General features: G+C 53.7%; 20 protein-coding genes and 1 pseudogene. 11 read left to right on the plus strand and 10 right to left on the minus strand.

The window, feature by feature from the left end; translation table 11 throughout:
- Positions 1–255: pseudogene (locus RTM06_RS20175) on the plus strand (hypothetical protein); the annotation flags it as partial.
- Positions 256–321: 66 nt separating this feature from the next.
- Positions 322–1,737, plus strand: a complete 1,416-nt coding sequence (locus RTM06_RS20180) for a serine/threonine-protein kinase (RefSeq protein ID WP_293793388.1) — start codon at positions 322–324, stop codon at positions 1,735–1,737.
- Positions 1,738–1,743: 6 nt separating this feature from the next.
- On the opposite strand, the gene RTM06_RS20185 is transcribed toward RTM06_RS20180, so the two are convergent.
- Positions 1,744–2,415, minus strand: coding sequence for a gamma-glutamylcyclotransferase (locus RTM06_RS20185; RefSeq protein WP_176971707.1), 672 nt, complete (start codon positions 2,413–2,415; stop codon positions 1,744–1,746).
- A 543-nt stretch (positions 2,416–2,958) separates the two neighbouring features.
- Between RTM06_RS20185 and chaA the strand changes: the two genes are divergently transcribed.
- Positions 2,959–4,044, plus strand: coding sequence for a sodium-potassium/proton antiporter ChaA (gene chaA / locus RTM06_RS20190; RefSeq protein WP_256696655.1), 1,086 nt, complete (start codon positions 2,959–2,961; stop codon positions 4,042–4,044).
- 84 nt (positions 4,045–4,128) lie between these two features.
- Here chaA and kdsA read toward each other — a convergent pair whose 3' ends face one another.
- The 6 genes from kdsA to hemA are packed head-to-tail and all read right to left on the minus strand — an operon-like array spanning position 4,129 to position 9,440.
- Positions 4,129–4,983 (minus strand): 3-deoxy-8-phosphooctulonate synthase, encoded by an 855-nt coding sequence (kdsA, locus tag RTM06_RS20195; protein ID WP_256696656.1) that lies wholly within the window; start codon positions 4,981–4,983, stop codon positions 4,129–4,131.
- A gap of 30 nt (positions 4,984–5,013) precedes the next feature.
- A complete protein-coding gene (gene sirB1, locus RTM06_RS20200; protein WP_256696657.1) occupies positions 5,014–5,823 on the minus strand; it encodes an invasion regulator SirB1 in 810 nt (269 codons plus the stop codon).
- Positions 5,820–6,218 carry a SirB2 family protein gene (locus RTM06_RS20205; protein ID WP_008107663.1) on the minus strand — a complete coding sequence of 133 codons (399 nt, stop codon included), beginning with the start codon at positions 6,216–6,218 and terminating at the stop codon, positions 5,820–5,822. The genes sirB1 and RTM06_RS20205 overlap by 4 nt, the downstream gene beginning before the upstream one ends.
- 2 nt (positions 6,219–6,220) lie before the next feature.
- Complete coding sequence (gene prmC, locus RTM06_RS20210; RefSeq protein ID WP_312184509.1) at positions 6,221–7,060, minus strand: peptide chain release factor N(5)-glutamine methyltransferase; 840 nt, start codon at positions 7,058–7,060, stop codon at positions 6,221–6,223.
- Positions 7,060–8,142 (minus strand): peptide chain release factor 1, encoded by a 1,083-nt coding sequence (gene prfA / locus RTM06_RS20215; RefSeq protein ID WP_265297748.1) that lies wholly within the window; start codon positions 8,140–8,142, stop codon positions 7,060–7,062. Before prfA ends, prmC begins: the two co-directional genes overlap by 1 nt.
- 41 nt (positions 8,143–8,183) lie before the next feature.
- Positions 8,184–9,440: a glutamyl-tRNA reductase gene (gene hemA / locus RTM06_RS20220; RefSeq protein WP_061718543.1), complete on the minus strand. Its 1,257-nt coding sequence runs from the start codon at positions 9,438–9,440 to the stop codon at positions 8,184–8,186.
- A gap of 216 nt (positions 9,441–9,656) precedes the next feature.
- On the opposite strand from hemA, the gene lolB reads away from it, so the two are divergent.
- From lolB to RTM06_RS20240, 4 genes are all read left to right on the plus strand, one after another.
- Positions 9,657–10,280: a lipoprotein insertase outer membrane protein LolB gene (gene lolB / locus RTM06_RS20225; RefSeq protein ID WP_101764109.1), complete on the plus strand. Its 624-nt coding sequence runs from the start codon at positions 9,657–9,659 to the stop codon at positions 10,278–10,280.
- Entirely contained in the window at positions 10,277–11,146 is an 870-nt protein-coding gene (gene ispE / locus RTM06_RS20230) for a 4-(cytidine 5'-diphospho)-2-C-methyl-D-erythritol kinase (protein ID WP_312184510.1), read from the plus strand. The genes lolB and ispE overlap by 4 nt, the downstream gene beginning before the upstream one ends.
- A 124-nt stretch (positions 11,147–11,270) precedes the next feature.
- Positions 11,271–12,218 carry a ribose-phosphate diphosphokinase gene (prs, locus tag RTM06_RS20235; protein ID WP_006118899.1) on the plus strand — a complete coding sequence of 316 codons (948 nt, stop codon included), beginning with the start codon at positions 11,271–11,273 and terminating at the stop codon, positions 12,216–12,218.
- A 228-nt stretch (positions 12,219–12,446) separates the two neighbouring features.
- Positions 12,447–13,622: a GGDEF domain-containing protein gene (locus RTM06_RS20240; protein WP_312184511.1), complete on the plus strand. Its 1,176-nt coding sequence runs from the start codon at positions 12,447–12,449 to the stop codon at positions 13,620–13,622.
- On the opposite strand, the gene ychH is transcribed toward RTM06_RS20240, so the two are convergent.
- Positions 13,619–13,894, minus strand: coding sequence for a stress-induced protein YchH (gene ychH / locus RTM06_RS20245; RefSeq protein WP_061723496.1), 276 nt, complete (start codon positions 13,892–13,894; stop codon positions 13,619–13,621). The genes RTM06_RS20240 and ychH overlap by 4 nt on opposite strands.
- A 257-nt stretch (positions 13,895–14,151) precedes the next feature.
- Between ychH and pth the strand changes: the two genes are divergently transcribed.
- A complete protein-coding gene (gene pth, locus RTM06_RS20250) occupies positions 14,152–14,739 on the plus strand; it encodes an aminoacyl-tRNA hydrolase (RefSeq protein ID WP_293793381.1) in 588 nt (195 codons plus the stop codon).
- Between the two features lie 111 nt (positions 14,740–14,850).
- Positions 14,851–15,942 carry a redox-regulated ATPase YchF gene (ychF, locus tag RTM06_RS20255; RefSeq protein ID WP_179450525.1) on the plus strand — a complete coding sequence of 364 codons (1,092 nt, stop codon included), beginning with the start codon at positions 14,851–14,853 and terminating at the stop codon, positions 15,940–15,942.
- Between the two features lie 68 nt (positions 15,943–16,010).
- On the opposite strand, the gene RTM06_RS20260 is transcribed toward ychF, so the two are convergent.
- Together RTM06_RS20260 and RTM06_RS20265 are read right to left on the minus strand one after the other, a co-directional pair.
- Entirely contained in the window at positions 16,011–17,246 is a 1,236-nt protein-coding gene (locus tag RTM06_RS20260; RefSeq protein WP_179450519.1) for an MFS transporter, read from the minus strand.
- Between the two features lie 63 nt (positions 17,247–17,309).
- Complete coding sequence (locus tag RTM06_RS20265; RefSeq protein ID WP_312184512.1) at positions 17,310–18,263, minus strand: sugar phosphate isomerase/epimerase family protein; 954 nt, start codon at positions 18,261–18,263, stop codon at positions 17,310–17,312.
- A gap of 322 nt (positions 18,264–18,585) precedes the next feature.
- Between RTM06_RS20265 and RTM06_RS20270 the strand changes: the two genes are divergently transcribed.
- Entirely contained in the window at positions 18,586–19,467 is an 882-nt protein-coding gene (locus tag RTM06_RS20270; RefSeq protein WP_256696689.1) for an SIS domain-containing protein, read from the plus strand.
- An 11-nt stretch (positions 19,468–19,478) separates the two neighbouring features.
- Positions 19,479–20,067: PfkB family carbohydrate kinase (locus RTM06_RS20275; protein ID WP_312184513.1), on the plus strand; the 589-nt coding region annotated here is incomplete at its 3' end.

Below are 20,067 nucleotides of genomic sequence, written 5' to 3' on the forward strand. Positions count from 1 at the left end.
GATGCCGATGATAGCTGGTTAGTGCTGCCATTTGATGCACAACAGCATGTGTGGCGCTTCAGCGGCACACTTCTGGTGAAGATGGACAAAACCGCCGAACAGGACAGCGATGTGCTGAAGAAGCGGGTTGAGACGTTACGCGGCGTTTGGTCGCCGCAATTTATGCCACAGCAAAAAGTGACTGTGTTACTGATTGACACCCTACATGCGGATCTCGCCGATCCGGCGATTGGTGCCTGGCGTAACATTAATTAATTAGCGGTCGTTGCCCGCCGTCATCGTGATGACGGGGCGCTACAGGACGTGTTCAGAGAGTTCACTATGTCGGCAAACGAAAACCATACACCTAATGCCCTGCCTGCGGGCTACCGGTTTAATGAATTTGAAATCAAGGAAGTGATTGGCGGCGGCGGCTTCGGCATTGTTTATCGTGCCTGGGATCATCAGCTGGAACGCACCATCGCCATCAAAGAGTACATGCCCGTCTCGCTGGCGGTGCGTGCGGCGGATATGTCGCTGGAACTGCGCGGAGAGCGTTTCCATAAGCTGTTTACCGCCGGTCGCAATAGCTTTATTCAGGAGGCGCGCCTGCTGGCACGCTTTAATCATCCCGGTTTGCTGCACGTCTTGCGTTTCTGGGAAGAGAACGGCACCGCCTACATGGGCACGCTCTATTACAGCGGCATGACGCTAAAAGAGTGGCAGATTACCAGTCCGGACAGCATTGATGAGGGCTGGATCCGTCGTCTGCTGCCGCCGCTGTTTGGTGCCATCGATACCATTCACGCCGCCGGTTATCTGCATCGCGATATCTCGCTGGATAACATCCAGATTCAGGAAAATCAGCTGCCGGTGCTGCTCGATTTTGGCTCGGCGCGCAAAGAGATCGGCAACCTCTCCGATGAAACCGAGATCATGCTGAAGCCCGGCTTTGCGCCGATTGAGCAATACAGCGAAGAAGGCGAGATAGAGCAAGGTCCGTGGACCGATATTTATGCGCTGGGCGCGGTGCTGCACAACCTGATCACCGGCCATGCGCCGCCGGTGAGCGTGGTGCGCTGCATTGAGGATAACTATCAGCCGTTGGTGGAGCGCAAGCCGGAAGGCTATTCGCTGCCGCTGTTGCACGCCATTGACTGCGCGTTGGCGATGAAGCCGGAAGATCGTCCGCAAAGCATTGATGCCTTTGCCAGCTTGATCGATCTGCCGGTGAGTGATGTCGAAGCGCTCTCCACCACCATTCCTGTCGTAGCTGAACAGGTTGTACCGGCGGAGCCGATGGTGGCAACGCCGGAACCGCAGGTGTTGGCGGTCAATCATGCCGCAGCCGCCGTTGAACCCTTGACGCCGCGCAACGTGCGTCGTTTGTCGCCAGGTTTAGTGGTGGCCGCCGCGATTGCGGTGTTGGCGGTTGTGGTGGTGGTGTGGAAAGCGAATCGTCACAGCGAAGTACCGCCGGTGGCCGCGAGCACCACGCCAACTGCACCTGCCGCGCCAGCCAATACTGTGGCGAGCAGCGCACCGACGGTGGCGACGGTTTATCTGCGTTTGCAGGCGGGTGAGAATGTGATGCTGAATGGCGAAGCCCGGGATGTGAAGCCCTCGAGCAGCGGGTTTGCTTCACTGAATCTGGCGGCGGGGAGCTATCGCATTGAAGTGCGTAATGGCAACCAGGTGCATACCCAATCGCTGACCATCGATAAGCCGGGAACCTGGCTGATTAATCCAGCGCAGTAATGCACATTAGCGCGCTGCTGAATGACTCTGCAGCGCTCTGACCTCTGCCGCCAGGCGCGTCAACGCCGCTTCCTGCATCCCACGTTTGCCCAGCTCCTGCTCCAGCGCATAAAGATATTGTGCGTTGGTGCCGAGCGGACCGCTGGCCTGGGCAATCAGCGGCGCGATGGTGCTGCGGCATGAGTCGGTTTCATACAGCGGATGACGCGGATCCATAATGAACACCAGCGCGGTGACGTTGCGTCCATCCTCCAGCTCCAGCTCACACCAGGTTGGCAGATAGCAGCCGGTGATCATTTCACGCTTCCACAGCAGCTCCAGCTCATCATGCAGACGCGATTCCGGCAAGCGGAATGCCAATCCGCTGGTGGAACCACCCTCTTTCAGCGCCAGCATCCGGCCAGGTGCGGTGACGGTGCCGCGACCGGCGATCAGACGCAGACAAAACGCACGGTGCCAGCCCTCTAATCGGCCTGGCGCCACTTCGGCTGCTTCAAAAATCGGATTCCACATCAGCGAGCCGTAGCCAAAAATCCACACCGGGCTTTGGTCAGGACGACAGGCAAGCGTCGCTGACAGCGATGCCGCACGCTTTTCACAGCTCCAGAACAGCGCTTCATCAATATCGCCAAACGATGTTTTACAATCTGCTTTTAATAAAAATTCCCGCGTTAACACTGTGGTCTCCTCTACTTCGCTGACATCTTGCCGGTGTGGTTCCTTAAAACTGATGTCTACAGGCGACGCGCATTGCATCGTCTTAAGAGAAGACATTAATTCATTTTTAACAAAATATTCAAGATTGACCCCGATCACAAAAGGGAAATTCTGTGTAAAGAGCATCGGCTGCCTGGCGAGGAACTTCAATACTGGAAGGAAAAGTGCGAGACGGGCCAAAAAAATCCGCATAAAGTCCCACTTTTACTGGAGGAATGGATTTAAGAGAGTTAAACCCCCATAAGCCATATCAAACAAGTCAATTAAACAGACCAATCTCATCTTTAATTTAGTGGATGACTGATGCAACATAATGAATACAGGCGTTAATCCAGCGATAACAGGCTCTTTTGCCGTGTTATACATAATAATCGCTTTTGGTAAAATCGCGTAAAGTCACAGCAGCACAGTTGTTGAAAAGTTACACTGCGTTGCGTCAGAAAACTCATTATATTTATCAGGCAATGATTGCCTGCTTTGTACTTTTTCCGGAGAGGATGGTAAATGCCTGGACATGAGAAAACCCGCCATACCGAGTACTCACTGATTTTCCCCGTTGCTGCGCTGGCGGTACTGAGCTTCTTCGGTAACCAGACAGCGCTTCTGCCGGTTATCGGCATCAATCTGCTGGCATTAGTTGCCATTCTGTTTAGCGCGTTCAGCGTGGTACGTCACGCTGACGTTCTGGCACACCGTTTGGGCGAACCTTACGGCTCGCTGATTCTCAGTCTTTCCGTCGTCATTCTCGAAGTGAGCCTGATCTCAGCGCTGATGGCCACCGGCGACGCCGCGCCCGCGCTGATGCGCGACACGCTCTACTCGATCATCATGATTGTGACCGCCGGTTTAGTGGGCTTTGCCCTGCTGCTGGGCGGGCGCAAGTTTGCCACGCAGTACGTTAATCTGGCGGGCGTTAAGCAATATATGATCGCCATTTTCCCGCTGGCGATTCTGGTGCTGGTGTTTCCCAACGCGTTACCCGGCGGCAACTTCACTACCACCCAGGCGCTGATTATCGCAGCGATTTCCGCCGCGATGTACGGCGTGTTCCTGCTGATTCAAACCAAAACGCACCAAAGCCTGTTCGTTTATGAGCATGAAGATGATGGCGACGATCCGCATCATGGCAAGCCTTCTGCGCACAGTTCAGTGTGGCACACCGTATGGCTGATCGTGCATCTGATTGCGGTTATCGCCGTGACCAAGATGAACGCCAATCCGCTGGAGAGCCTGCTGACGGAGCTGAACGCCCCAGCGCAGTTCACCGGCTTCCTGGTCGCACTGTTGATCCTGTCACCGGAAGGATTGGGTGCGATTAGAGCGGTGCTGATGAATCAGGTGCAGCGCGCAATGAATCTGTTCTTCGGTTCGGTGCTAGCGACTATTTCACTGACCGTGCCTGCGGTGACTATTATCGCTACCCTGACCGACCAGCAGTTGGTGTTTGGCCTTGAGCCGCCGCAAATGGTGATGATGAGCGCAGTGCTGATTCTGTGCCACATTTCGTTCTCAACCGGCCGCACCAACGTGTTGAACGGAGCCGCGCATCTGGCGCTGTTTGCCGGGTATTTGTTGACGATTATGCTGTGAGTGCCAGGTCGCCATATATGGCGAGCCTACGTACATCAACAAGAAAAAAGGCGCCATCGGCGCCTTTTTCACATCTGAAAACAATCAGTTGCTGGTGTCCAGCGCTGGGAAGCTCTTCACCAGATCGTCAATCGCTTTCATCTGCACCAGGAATGGCTCCAGCTTATCCAGCGGCAGCGCCGATGGACCATCGCATTTCGCGCTGTTTGGCTCTGGATGTGCTTCGATGAACAAGCCAGCAATGCCAACCGCCATACCGGCACGCGCCAGCTCAGCCACCTGCGCACGACGGCCGCCAGAGGCAGCGCCGAACGGATCGCGCGTTTGTAATGCGTGGGTAACGTCGAAGATCACCGGGCTATTTTGGGTAACGTTCTTCATCACGTTGAAGCCAAGCATATCAACAACCAGGTTGTCATAGCCGAAGTTGCTGCCACGATCGCACAGGATGACCTGATCGTTACCGCCTTCAACGAACTTGTCATAGATGTTGCCCATCTGACCTGGGCTCACAAACTGTGGCTTCTTCACGTTGATGACCGCGCCGGTTTTCGCCATCGCCTCCACCAGATCGGTCTGACGGGCGAGGAAGGCCGGCAGCTGAATCACATCAACCACGTCAGCCACCGGCTGCGCCTGCGATGCTTCGTGCACGTCGGTGATGATTTTCACGCCGAAAGCCTGCTTCAGCTCCTGGAAAATCTTCATGCCCTCTTCCAGGCCTGGACCACGATAGGATTTGATTGAAGAGCGGTTGGCTTTATCAAAAGAGGCTTTGAATACGTAAGGGATGCCGAGTTTATCGGTGACCTTAACGTAGTGTTCGCAGATGCGCATGGCGAGATCGCGCGATTCCAGCACGTTCATGCCGCCGAAGAGAACGAATGGCAGATCGTTTGCGACCTTGATATCGCCAATTTTCACTACTTTCTGTGTCATGCCCTTTCCTTTCCTTTTATCGGGTAACGCTTAGTGCAGCGTGACCTGTTTCTGTTCAATTGCGTGAATCTGCACTTTAATCATCTCGCTGACCGGATCTTCAGGACACTGTTCAACGAAATAGGTCAAATCAGTCAGCGCGATGTGTTCACACTCTAATTGCGCGTAAATCAAACCACGGTCGCGAATCTCGTAAGGATCATCAGGATCGATCTGCAGCAGCACTTTGCTGACGTTCAGCGCCAGCTCCATCTGTTTCTCTTCCATCAGCGCGGATTTCAAGGTGTCGAGCATCTTGCGCATCACGTTGATGGTTTTGGCTTCGTCGAGATCATCGTTATACAGTCTGGCGGTTGGGCTGATATTGCCTTTGAGCCACACTTCTAACGTGTGCGTATCCAGCGTTTCGCCGTTGAACGGGTTGATCAGCCACATTTCGCCATCTAACCAGTCGGCGCGCAGAATCAGCTGCGTCGGGAAAATCACCGGCATCAGCGGCAATTCCAGCTCATCGGCGATGTGCAGCAGAATCACGCCCAGCGACACCGCGGTGCCCTGACGGCTCTTCAATACTTTGTCGATCCACAGCGCGTCAGAGAGATTGTAGACGCCGCTGGCGCCGCCAAATCCCCACTGACGATAGAACAGCTCCAGCAACTTACCCAGCTGCAAATCGGCGTCCTGCTCGCTGCTGATGAACTCACGGGCTTCATCGACCATTGCCGCCAACTGTTGTTGCACAGAAGGCGCAGAAAAATCATTGCGTATGGCGCATGTGGCGCCAATCACCGCTTCACTCAACGGTGTTTCACTGTAATCGAGTTGCTCTGGCGAGGTCATACAATCCCCAATAACGGCATTTTGGTCATCGCCAGCTTAATCACAAACAGCAAAGCTACGATTGCAATCAGGAAGGCGATCCAACGTGTCCCCATTTTACGTGGGCGACGGCTCAATGCCACGGAACCTAAGGCGATGTAGATAATAACCGCTAACAGCTTCTCCGTCAGCCAGCTTCCTTGCGGGGTGAACGGATAAAAGTGCGTAATCATCACCAGCAGCGCACCGCTTAACAGCAAAAAGGTGTCGTTGATGTGCGGCGCAATGCGCACCCAGCGGCGTTGCAGCATCGCCGAGCCGGTGGTTTGCCAGTAAAAGCGCAGCAAAAACAGACAAATCGTCAGCGCGACGGTCAGCAAGTGAAAATGTTTAATGAGGGGATACCAGCTCGCCATCGTTATTCCTTGTTAAAAAATTGTCCTAGTGTGACGCGCGGATGACCGCCGTAATCGTCAACGGTGCTCACCGCCTGATAACCGTGCTGCGTCATGATGGCACGCACGGCTGCGCCTTGCTGCCAACCATGTTCCAGCAGCAGCCAGCCACCCGCGTGCAGCCAGTGCGGTGCGGTGCGAATGATGAAACGTAAATCAGCCAAACCCTGATCGTCTGCCACCAGCGCGCTGAGCGGCTCAAAGCGCACATCGCCCTGCTGCAGATGTTCATCGGCGGCATCGATATAGGGCGGATTGCTGACAATCAGATCAAAACGTTGGGCGGGAAGATCGCTGAACCAGTTACTGAGGATAAAACGGGCGTTATCGATGTGCAGACGTTGCGCGTTGTCCTGCGCCAGTTCCACTGCTGCGGCAATACGATCGCAGCCGAGAACCTGACAGGTTGGCCGTTCGCTGGCCAGCGCCAGCGCAATCGCGCCAGTGCCGGTGCCCAAATCCAGCAGTGAAGTTGCAGCGGCTGGCAGGTGCGCCAGCGCTTGTTCCACCAGCACTTCGGTGTCCGGGCGAGGGATCAGCGTGGCATCGCTGACGCGCAACGGCAGCGACCAGAATTCACGCTCGCCAACCAGATGCGCAATCGGCTCACCGTTGACGCGGCGCGCCAGCAGCGCGTTCAACTGTTCTTGCTGCTGTGCGTCCAGTTCGGCATCGTCAAAGGCGATCAGCCAACTGCGCGGTTTGCCCGTCACGAAACCCAGCAATATTTCCGCATCGCGCTTCGGGCTGTCGCCGCCACAGAGCGCGATTACAGCCTGCTGTAGCCAGCGACGGATGTTCATTAGTCCTGTCCAGCCAGCGCGGCCAGCTGATCGGCTTGATACTCCTGCACAATCGGCTCAATCAGTGCATCCAGCTTGCCTTCCATCACCTCGTCGAGACGATAAACCGTCAGGTTGATGCGGTGATCGGTCACGCGGCCCTGCGGGAAGTTGTAGGTGCGGTTACGATCCGAACGGTCGCCGCTGCCGAGCAGGTTACGACGCGTTGAGGCTTCTGCGGCATTACGCTTCGCCGTTTCCGCTGCGTGAATACGCGCGCCCAACACCGCCAACGCTTTGGCTTTGTTTTTGTGCTGAGAACGTTCGTCCTGACACTCCACCACAATTCCAGTAGGCAAGTGGGTGATACGAATCGCGGAATCGGTAGTGTTAACGTGCTGACCACCGGCACCGGAAGAACGGAAGGTGTCGATTTTCAAATCGCCGGCGTTGATTTCCGGCATTTCCGCTTCTGGCAGCTCCGGCATCACCGCAACGGTACAAGCTGAAGTGTGAATACGGCCCTGCGATTCGGTTTCTGGCACGCGCTGGACGCGGTGACCGCCCGATTCAAACTTAAAACGGCCATACGCGCCATCGCCGATGATGCGCGCGATCACTTCTTTATAGCCGCCGTGCTCACCTTCATTGGCGCTGATGATTTCCACCTGCCAGCGACGTGCTTCAGCATAACGGCTGTACATACGGAACAGATCGCCGGCAAAGATCGCCGCTTCATCACCGCCGGTACCGGCGCGCACTTCGACAAAGCACGGACGTTCATCGTCGGGATCTTTCGGCAGCAGCAGCACTTGCAGCTGTTGTTCCAGCTCTTCACGCTTCTCGCGTGACAGCTTCAATTCTTCCTGCGCCATCTCGCGCATTTCCGGGTCTTCCAGCAGCATTTCGGCAGTTTCAACATCTTCCTGCACCTGCTGCCATTCGCGGAAACAACGGGTGACGTCGCTAAGCTGGGCATATTCGCGTGATAACGCACGGAAACGATCCTGATCGGCAATCACGCCGGCATCGCCCAGCAACGCTTCCACTTCCTCGTGGCGTTCCTGGAGCGCTTCCAGCTTGGCAACAATAGAGCTCTTCATGTAATAGCGGGTATCCCAGTGATAGGTCGTGACTGACCAGATTACTCTAAACCGAGGCTGTCACGTAAGATCTGCAGGCGTTCGCTGTCGCCGTCGCGCGCGGCCTGCTGCAGTGATTTGGTTGGTGCATGAATTAAACGGTTGGTCAGCTTGTGCGCCAACTCTTGCAATACTTTCTCGGCGTCAGCACCCTGCTGCAGCGCGGCCAGCGCGCGTTCCTGTAACTCGGCGCGCACCTGATCGGCCTGCGAGCGGTATTCACGGATGGTCTCAACCGCGCTTTGCGCGCGCAGCCAGGCCATAAATTCGCCGCTCTCCTGCACCACAATGCTTTCGGCCTGCACAGCGGCGGCTTTACGCTGCGCCATGTTCTGCTCGATGATCGCTTGCAGATCATCAACGCTGTAAAGATAGGCGTTCGCCAGCTTGCCCACTTCCGGCTCGACATCGCGCGGTACGGCGATATCCACCAGCAGCATCGGCTGATTGCGACGCGCTTTCAGCGCGCGCTCCACCATCCCTTTACCGATAATCGGCAGCGGGCTGGCGGTGGACGAGATAATGATGTCGGCATCAGCCAGACGCGTTTCGATATCGCCGAGACCAATCACTTCTGCCCCGACTTCATCGGCCAGCAGCTGTGCGCGCTCGCGGGTGCGGTTGGCAATCATCAGCTTCTTGACGGAGTGTTCGCGCAGATGACGCGCCACTAACTCGATGGTTTCACCGGCACCGACCAGCAGCACGTTAACGGTGCTGAGCGATTCAAAGATTTGACGCGCCAGGGAACAGGCGGCGAAGGCGACCGAAACGGCGCTTGCGCCAATCTCGGTTTCAGTGCGTACACGCTTGGCCACCGAGAAGGTTTTCTGGAACATGCGCTCCAGTTCACTGCTCAGCGCATGATCGCGTGACGAATCAACAAAGGCTTTTTTAACCTGACCTAAAATCTGTGGTTCACCCAATACCAATGAATCCAACCCGCTGGCTACACGCATCAGATGGCTGACCGCCGCGTTATCCTGATGCCAGTAGAGGCTGTTGCGCACATCCTCTTCCCGCAGATCGTGATAGTCACACAGCCAACGCACCAGCTTCTCCTGCAGGTCGGCTTGCTGCTCTACACTGAGGTAGAGTTCCGTACGGTTGCAGGTCGAGAGGACCACGCCGCTCTGCACCATCGGCTGGGACAGCAGGCTATTCAGCGCCAGTTCCAGCGTGTCTGGTGTAAACGCCACGCGTTCGCGTAGCGCAACAGGTGCAGTTTTGTGGTTGATTCCGAGTGCAAGCAGCGTCATGTGATTCGGGTTGGGATATCCCAATAGTTGTCAGGGTTTTGTGCAGCGCATTCTACAAGATGCCACAGGTCAAGAAAAGCCATACAAAGCCTATGACTGTAATAAGATTAAACTGATCGTGCGCAATTATTGCCATAACAGCATTGACGGCTTACATGCGGATGGTTAGCGTTACCGGTTACGAAGTAAAAACGTGTCTGAGGAGATGACCACGTGATGCATTTGCCCCCGCGCAAGTTACTGCGCCTTTTACCCCTTGCCAGCGTGTTACTGGCTGCATGTACCATTAACAAACCACAAGGTCCGGGCCCAAGCACCACGTCACCGCAATGGCAGCAGCATCAACAAGCCGTGGCGAAAATCAGCCAGTATCAGACGCGCGGCGCGTTCGCGTACCTGTCGGATAAGCAAAAAGTCTATGCACGCTTTAACTGGCAGCAAACCGCTGCCGATCGCTATCGTCTGCTGTTAACCAATCCGCTCGGCAGCACCGAATTGCAGCTGGATGCGCAAGGTTCCGTGGTGCAGATCGTTGATAACAAAGGCAAGCGTTACGTCAGCAACGATGCAGAGAAGATGATTTCACAGCTTACCGGCATGGATATCCCACTCGCTAATCTGCGTCAGTGGATGATGGGCTTGCCAGGCGATGCCAGCGATTATCAGCTGAATAACAATTACCAGCTGCAAAGCCTGAACTACAGCCGCAACGGTCAGCAGTGGAAAGTGAACATTTCTGATTACGACAGCAAAGTGAATCCACCGCTGCCGGCGAATCTGGAGCTGTCTGAAGGCGGCCAGCGCATCAAATTACGCATGGATAGCTGGACCACCCAATGATCACCACGTGGCCCGCGCCAGCAAAACTGAATCTGTTTTTGTATATCACTGGCCGTCGTCCTGACGGCTACCACAACCTGCAAACGCTGTTTCAATTTCTCGATTACGGTGACACGCTGGAAATCATGCCAGACAGCAGCGGCAAGATTACCTTGCTGACGCCGTTGGATGGCGTGCCGGATGACGAGAATCTGATTGTGCGTGCCGCGCAGGCGTTAAAAACCTTCGCCGCCGCGCGAGGCACCTTGCCCACGCAAGCCGGTGCGACCATCGCGCTGGAGAAGGTTTTGCCGATGGGCGGCGGTCTCGGCGGCGGTTCTTCGGATGCAGCAACGGTGTTGGTGGCGCTGAATCATCTGTGGCAAACCGGCTTAAGCGTTGCTGAACTGGCAGCGATTGGCATCAAGCTGGGCGCGGACGTGCCGGTGTTTATTGGTGGCCACGCGGCCTTTGCTGAAGGCGTGGGCGAACTGTTGCAGCCGGCTGAACCGGTAGAAAAATGGTATCTGGTGGCGCATCCGGGCGTGAGTATCGCAACGCCGGATCTGTTCCGCGATCCCGATCTGACGCGCGATTCACCAATCCGCACATTAGATGAACTGTTACAGCGTCCTTTTCACAATGATTGTGAGGCTGTAGCAAGAAAACGTTTTCGTAAGGTTGATGAGCTGCTTTCCTGGCTGCTAGAATACGCGCCGTCGCGCCTGACTGGGACCGGAGCTTGTGTGTTTGCTGAATTTGACACCGAATCCGACGCACGTCAGGTGCTGGAGCTTGCCCCGAAATGGATTTGCGGATTTGTGGCGCGCGGGCTTAACCTCTCGCCGTTGCAGCGCACACTTTCTGGGCTAAAAGCGTCTACCTGACAGTGTCACCCGTTCCAGACACTGCATGTTGCGCATTAACACACCCGTATGAACATGCTCTTTGGTATTCGCCGGTTACTCTAGAGCCGTTCATTCTCTGGACGCCAAGCCTGAGGTTCTTCTCGTGCCTGATATGAAGCTTTTTGCTGGTAACGCCACCCCGGAACTAGCACAACGTATTGCCAACCGCCTTTACACTAGCCTCGGAGACGCCGCTGTTGGCCGTTTCAGTGATGGTGAAGTAAGTGTACAGATCAACGAAAATGTACGCGGTGGTGATATTTTCATCATCCAGTCCACCTGTGCCCCCACCAACGATAATCTGATGGAGCTGGTTGTGATGGTCGACGCCTTGCGTCGGGCTTCTGCTGGTCGTATTACTGCTGTTATTCCTTACTTTGGCTATGCGCGTCAGGATCGCCGTGTGCGTTCTGCTCGTGTACCGATCACCGCCAAAGTCGTTGCCGATTTCCTTTCCAGCGTGGGCGTTGACCGTGTTCTCACCGTTGACCTGCATGCTGAACAGATTCAGGGCTTCTTTGATGTCCCGGTGGATAACGTCTTCGGCAGCCCAATCCTGCTGGAAGATATGCTGCAAATTGGCCTGGAAAATCCCATTGTGGTGTCCCCAGACATCGGTGGCGTGGTGCGTGCCCGCGCCATCGCCAAACTGCTCAACGATACCGATATGGCTATCATCGACAAACGCCGCCCGCGCGCGAACGTTTCTCAGGTGATGCACATTATTGGTGACGTTGCGGGTCGTGACTGTGTACTGGTCGACGATATGATCGACACCGGCGGTACGCTGTGCAAAGCGGCAGAAGCGTTGAAAGAGCGCGGCGCGAAACGTGTCTTCGCTTACGCCACTCACCCAATCTTCTCTGGCAACGCGGTGGAAAATCTGCGTAAGTCGGTGATTGACCAGGTGATTGTCTGCGATACCATTCCGCTGTCTGAAGAGATGAAATCTCTGCCAAACGTGCGTACTTTGACGCTGTCTGGCATGTTGGCCGAAGCGATTCGTCGTATCAGCAACGAAGAATCAATCTCCGCGATGTTTGAACATTAATTCATCGCGTGAAACCGGGCCCTGTGCCCGGTTTTTCTTTGTTCGCTGCCCTAAACCTGACTCACCGATTAAGCCACTTTCGCCGCTGATATTTGCGCGATAAATTTCGTTAAATCCCGCTATTCTCGCTGCCATCCACTCTTTTCCCGCAACTCGCATTGCCGCCCTTTAGCGATCCAATAATTAATGGTATTTTCTCCCCCACTTTTGCCAAGAGCTCCGACCACTATGACTCTCGACATCTACACACTGTTTGTTTGCGAGCTCTATGTGCTGGGGTTTTTAAGTATCATTTTGGTTTTTGCCTGGATTGGCGCGCAGTACGATCGCGTATTGGGTTGCACCACGCTGGCGCTGGTTTTAACGTTGGCCGCGGTATTCCTTAGCAGCTTACGCAGCGCGGGGTTCCAGTTTTTACCGGTGGCGGTCGGCAACATCATGCTGCTGCTGGCTTATGGCAATCTGCTTAATGCCTTCCGCATCTTCTGCGGTAAAACCATTGGGCTCAGCTGGTTAGGCGGCGGTTTATTGTGGGCTATTCTTTGTCTTTTCCCCGAGTTTTATCACAGCCAGCCGAAGCGCGTGCTGGTGGTTTGCCTGCTGTGCATCATCTATACCGGCGCGCTGATCCGCTTGCTGTGGCGCGTGCGCGCTTCGTTAACCGTCACCTTCTGGCCGGCCCAAATCCTGCTGTGGATCCATCTGCTGTTTCACGTGGCGCGCATCTTTCTTGATGATGCGGTGGCAACGCCGGTGCGCGGTGCAATTGGCGGCTCCAGCTTCTCGGTTTATGTGATTCTCGAATCGATTCTGTTTGTCATTGGCCTGAGCTTTACCATTCTGGCGATGGTGAATGAGCGCACGCAAATCGCCCACAAACTGGCATCAATGCTCGATCCGCTTACCAGCGTGTGGAATCGTCGTGCGCTGTTCGAACAAGCAGATAAAATAGTGATGCGCAGCGCGCGACAATCACAGCAATTTGTTTACAGCGCGGTGCTGTTCGATCTGGACCATTTCAAAAGCATCAATGACCGTTTTGGCCATCAGCAAGGCGATCAGGTATTAATCGATTTTTGTCAGGTGGTGCAGGCGTTGTTACCGGAGAGTGGACATTTTGCCCGCCTGGGCGGCGAAGAGTTTGCGGCGATTATTCCCGGCGATGCCGAGCAGGCACAGCGCGTGTGTGAACGTATCCGTTTAGCGACACAGCTGTCGCAACCCAACGACGTACGCTATACCGTCAGTATCGGCTTTGCCACCGCGCTGCAGCCTGGCGAACCTTTCCCGCCGTTGCTGGCGCTGGCCGATGAAGCTTTGTATCGCGCAAAAGCCAGCGGCCGTAACCGCATCGAATGTTATCTCGCGCAGTTACAGCCGCTGCAGCAAACCATACTCACTTAATGCGATGAGTGATTGCGACGGCAGCGCTTATCGCCGTAATGACGCAACCAGTAATAGCGATCTTCTACGCGCTCACGTCCGCTGACGCGCGCACCGACCAGCCACAGCAAAGCGCCAACGAAGATGCTGAACATGGCACCGTGCGCGAGAAATTGTGGCAGGTTGAGCGAAGGAAGCTGATTGATAATGGAATAGCCAACGCCTAGAACCATCGTCAGTAAACCCAAACACATCAAACCGTTACCTACAAAGCGGCAATTTTGACGTTTCATGATCCACCTCCATCCTTATAAAAGCAAAACAGCACGTATGGTTAACTAGCCATAAGCTTAGGCAATAGTTGCCGCTTAAGTTGCGTACAGGATCACATATCCTTCACAACCTTTGACAAATCTTTACCGCCAGAGCCTTGATTTCGATAGAAAATGATTAGTCACGCAGAGACATTATCTGCTGCTTGCGGCCTTTGTCATCCGTGCCGCCAGGCAGTAAACTATCGCCCTTTCCGCAGCAAGACAGGATAAACATCGTGAGCAGCATTAAACTGATTGTGGGGCTGGCCAATCCCGGCGCTGAATACGCCGCAACGCGCCATAACGCGGGTGCATGGTATGTCGATTTACTGGCGAGCCGCAACAATCAGTCGTTAAAAGACGAGCCAAAATTCTATGGCTTTACCGCGCGCCTGTCGCTGGCGGGAGAAGATGTGCGCCTGCTGGTGCCCACCACGTTTATGAACCTCAGCGGCAAAGCGGTGGCGGCGATGGCGACTTTCTATCGCATTGCGCCAGAAGAGATTTTGGTGGCGCACGATGAGCTGGATTTACCGCCAGGCGTAGCAAAATTTAAACAAGGTGGCGGCCACGGCGGCCATAACGGCTTGAAAGACATCATCAGCAAGCTGGGCAACAACAATAATTTTCACCGTTTACGCGTCGGAATTGGCCATCCTGGCGACCGCAATAAAGTCACCGGTTTCGTGCTGGGCAAGCCGCCAGCCAGCGAACAAAAGCTGATTGACGATGCCGTAGACGAAGCGGTGCGCTGCACCGAGCTGTGGCTGAAAGAAGACAAGATCAAGGCGATGAACCGCCTGCACGCGTTCAAGGCGGGCTAAGGCCAATTCCCGCGCCGCAGAAGGCAATTCTGTGTATAATGCGCGAAATTTTTTGAATCTGTCGGCGCTGTTTAACGGCGCCGCACACTCAGTGAGAAAGGTAATCATACCATGGGATTTAAATGCGGTATTGTGGGCCTGCCGAACGTCGGTAAATCCACCCTGTTCAACGCGCTGACCAAAGCGGGTATCGAAGCAGCCAACTTTCCGTTCTGCACCATCGAGCCAAACACCGGTGTGGTGCCAATGCCCGATCTGCGCCTCGATCAGCTGAGCGAGATTGTTAAGCCACAGCGCGTCGTGCCAACCACCATGGAGTTCGTCGATATCGCCGGTCTGGTGAAAGGCGCGTCCAAAGGTGAAGGCCTCGGCAACCAGTTCCTGACCAACATCCGTGAAACCGAAGCCATCGGCCACGTAGTGCGCTGCTTCGAAAACGACAACATCATCCACGTAGCGGGTAAAGTTAACCCAGCGGAAGATATTGACGTGATCAACACCGAGCTGGCGCTGTCGGATCTCGACACCTGCGAACGCGCGATTCAGCGTTGCCAGAAGAAAGCCAAAGGCGGCGACAAAGATGCTAAAGCCGAACTGGCTGCGCTGGAGAAGTGCCTGCCGCACCTGTCAGAAGCGGGCATGCTGCGCGCACTGAAGCTGGATGCTGATGAGAAAGCGGCAATCCGCTACCTCAGCTTCCTGACGCTGAAGCCAACCATGTACATCGCTAACGTCAATGAAGACGGTTTCGAAAACAATCCGTACCTCGATCAGGTGCGTGCAATTGCCGAAGCTGAAGGTTCAGTAGTGGTGCCAGTGTGTGCTGCGGTTGAATCTGATATCGCTGAGCTGGAAGATGATGAGCGCGATGAGTTCATGGCTGAACTGGGTCTGGAAGAGCCGGGCCTGAACCGCGTGATCCGCGCCGGTTATGCGCTGCTGAACCTGCAAACCTACTTCACCGCTGGCGTGAAAGAAGTGCGTGCATGGACCATTCCTGTTGGTGCCACTGCGCCACAAGCGGCCGGTAAAATCCACACCGACTTCGAGAAAGGCTTTATCCGCGCTCAGACCATCGCGTTTGAAGATTTCGTTGCGTTCAAAGGTGAACAAGGCGCGAAAGAAGCCGGCAAGATGCGCTCAGAAGGTAAAGAGTACATCGTGAAAGATGGCGACGTGATGAACTTCCTGTTCAACGTCTAAACTGTTGATCCCAATAAAAAGCCCAGTTTATTAACTGGGCTTTTTTTATAACCAAAATCTCACGTCTGTCAGGCGGCTTTATCCGTCATCGCTACCCGCGCATCCAGTTCTTCAGGCGTTTTGAGGAATGGCGTCAGTACGCCGCTCAGCACATAAAGCCCGGCATAAATCCCCAGCACCCCGCCCGCACCCAGCGATGAATAGAACAGCGCAGTGATGGCAGGTGCGATAAATGCGCCCAGACCTGCGCCCAGATTCAGCACCGACATCGCCGCGCCCTTGCTGTCCGGGGCCAGTAACGGGAACAGCGCTGATAGCGGCACATAGCCCGCCATGGTAATGCCGCACAGGCACAGCACGAACGCCATCACATAGAAGTTATGGCCCAGCACCTGCGGCACCGCCCAAACCAGAATCAGCACCGCGGCATAGCCAAAGCCGCCGACCCACATAATGGTGGTACGCCAGCCAAACTTATCGCCGAAGAAGCCAAAGAACAGGTTGGCGAAAATCGCCACCAGGAACACCGCCGACCACATATGCAGCCATTCAGTTTTGCTGTAACCGAAACTGATCAGATACAGCGGCAGGAAGGTGGCTAAACCATATTGCGCGATACCGTTGACCGATTTCACCACCAATCCCATGGCAATAACCGGGCGCTGCAAAATGGTGATGCCTTTAATTAACTCCGCCGCACTGAAGGGATGAATTTCAGATGCCGGCACCACGTCACGGTTCACCCAAATGCCTAACACTGAGCCCACCACCACAAACACCATGCCGATCCACAGCACATGAATTTCGCCCATCACCGGCAATGCCAGCGAGGAGAAGAACGGACCGATGACGCTTAAACCCAGCGAGAAGGTAAACCAGAACCAACCCACTGCGGTAGAACGGCGCTCCACCGGCGTGCTGTAGTTAATCCAGATGAGAAACGAGTAGGCAAACAGCGGATAACCGATGCCGCGAATGGCATAAAACGGCAGCATCCAGGCCATGTGCATGGTCTTGAGGCCAATGCCGATAAACCCGATGCTACCGATGACGAAGGTGATCAGCCCATACACCATCACTTTGCGCGGGCCGAGGGTTTGCACCAGCACGCCGGTAACCCAGGCCGCCAGCGTCACCGTGACACCGTATGCGGTGATCAGATAAGAGGCCTGCGCGACAGACAGCCCTTTATCCACCAGCCAGATGGCAATCCACGCTTGTTCTACACCATCGCCGATCATAAATATCGCGAGGCCGATATAGCCCCAAAGCAAGTTTTTAGGCAAACCTATTTTATCGAACATAGTTTCCCCCAGTGTCAGACACTGACTGGTCGTAGTGAATAGAGGTAAGTTTTGATTTTGTTTTTATTCAGCGATGATTTTCATCAGCATGCCCTGCACTTTCAGCGCATCCTGGCTTTTAATCAGCTGATCGATCTCATCAATGCTCAGGCGGTCGATAAAGCTGGAGAGCGCTTTATACATGCGAATATTTTGCGCGCATTCGGCAACCGGATCTTCACGGCTTGGGAAGGTATCGAAATAGATCAGGCCGCTGAAGTTAACGCGTTTTGCGTAATAGATGTATTCCAGCGTCTGCATCAAATGCACGGAACCCAGCATCAACCCATCATCAAAGTGGCCATAACCATCATTCAAGTGGAAACCCACCAGACGATTTTTGCGTGCCGACTGGAACAGCGAGAAAGCGGGATTCTCTTTCTTCATGATCATGTGGCAGAAATCGAGGGTAATACCAAGATTATCGGAGCCCACGTCATCAATCAGCATCAGCGTTGAAGAGACATCGCCAATAAAGGAGAAGGTGCGCGGCTCATACGGCTTGTATTCAAAGCTGAATTGCATATCCGCGTGGGCCTGCGTCACGGTCCGTAGTGCGCTGACCAGCCACTCATAGGCGCGGAAATAATCCTGCTGGAACGGATAATCGTAACCATCGTAGCCAAACCACAGCGTGACGGTATTGCCGCCAAGGTATTTGCACATCTCTGCGGCTTCAAGGGTAATGTCAATCGCTTTTTTACGCAGTGCGGCATCCGGATTGGTGAATTCACCGTCAATGAACTCTTTGTTATAACGCAATGCGATGCCACCGACCTGCAAATTGTTATCGGCGATGGTCTGCTTGATAAGCGCTTTATCCTGACCAATAAAATGTTCCGGATAATTCAGCTCAATATGCGTCAAGCCCGCAACGGTACCCATACGCGTAATAAGATCGCAAGTATCCATTTTGTTCTTCGCCGCAAACAGATCGGCTCTGGAGCGAAATGAATTTATACGTGATGAGAATTTCATTTTTAAATTACCTTTAATGGGATTTCCACTTTCTTATAAATGAGAATAGTCATCAGGTAAATGCGGATAGATAAATACTACCGCTAATAAAATAAAAGAGTGATTTACAATAGTGAAAATTTTACTGCGAGTAAAACCATTAAAATACAATAATTTAAATGCTCGCTTTCCTGCTAGTAAAATAACAGAGGCAATTACACTACTTTTATTTTACTGCTAGTAAAATGCATCAGTAAAACGCTTTACAGCATGTGATCCAGTTAACACTTTTCCCCTAATCACCATGCTAGCTTAGCGACAACGTTTTTATTGAGCGCTCAACATGCATAACCGACTTAAAGGCAATGAGATATTCCTGCTGGCTCGCACCCTTGCACCTGAACTGGGAAAAAAGGAACGTTCTATTGCGCGTTTTATTGACGACAATCCGCAGTCATTATCTAAAATGTGCATCACTGATATTGCGAATTATCTGAATGTCAGCGTATCGAGCATTACTAAAGTCTCGAAGAAACTCGGCTTTACCGGTTTTCACGATCTGAAAATCAATATCGCCCGACAAGTCAGCACGCAGGAAGAGATTATCGATATTCCGGTGATCCCGGATTCAGAGAAATACGTTGAGCAGGTGATTGAAAGCACCTTTTTAAATTCAGTGCTGGCGCTACAGGATTCCCTGAGCGTGATTAACAGTGCCGTGATCAAAGCGGTGGCGTATCTGTTTATTAATAAGCCAGAAAGCGCGCGCATTTTTATTGCTGGATGCGGTGGCTCAGGCTCAATCTGTGATGACTTCAATCATAAGCTGCTGAAAATAGGCATCTTCTCGTCGGTTTTCAGTGACAGCCACAAGCAATTGATGACTGCCTCATTGATGCAACCCGGCGATATCTTGCTGGCGATTTCCCACTCCGGCCAAACCACAGACATTATCCAGATGGTAAAAGCGGCGAATGAGAACGGCGCAGAAACCATCTGCCTGACCAATTATCCCAACAGCCCACTGAGTTTAATTGCCAGGCACTCGATTATCTCCTCAGTGAAAAACAATCCGATTACCGGAGAAAACGCCACCACGCGCATTGTGCATCTGAATATTCTCGATGCCATTTTTACCATTATCGCCAGCAAGACCAGCGAAAAAAGTCAGACCAGTTTACACAACACCAGAAATGCGGTTGCGTCCAAACGCACCGCCAATTAAGGGCCGAAATGATGAAACATAATATTGTTGTTATTGGCAGTCTTAACTACGACATTCTTGTCCAGCAGGATCGCCTGCCGGAGATTGGGGAGACGTTTACCGGCAACGAGTTAATGCTAATGCCGGGCGGAAAAGGAGCAAACCAGGCGGTTCAGTGCGCCAAGCTGGGCTTGAACGTCAATATGGTGGGCTGCGTGGGCAATGATATTTATGGCAGTGAGCTCATAAAATCGCTGAATGAAAACGGCGTATCGGTGGATAACATTAGCCAACGCGGAAAAACCTCCGGTATTGGCATCGTGCAGATTCTGGAATCCGGTGATTACTGCAGCACCATTATTAAGGGCGCAAACTACCTGATAACCGAATCTGATATTCACGATGGGTTATTCAGCGATCGGCCACTTTTAATCCTGCAGTCGGAGATTCCCGACCATGTGGTTGAACGTGCCATCAGCGTAGCGCGCCGTCACGATTGCCAGATTTTGCTTAACAACGCGCCAGCACGCGAAATCTCTGCGCAGGCGCTGAGCCAGGTTGATTTTCTGGTGGTGAATGAGACCGAAGCCAGTTTTATGAGCAAAACCGCCGTTACTTCGG

The sequence above is a fragment of the Pantoea sp. CTOTU46764 genome (assembly GCF_031974595.1).
GTDB classification, from domain to species: domain Bacteria; phylum Pseudomonadota; class Gammaproteobacteria; order Enterobacterales; family Enterobacteriaceae; genus Pantoea; species Pantoea trifolii.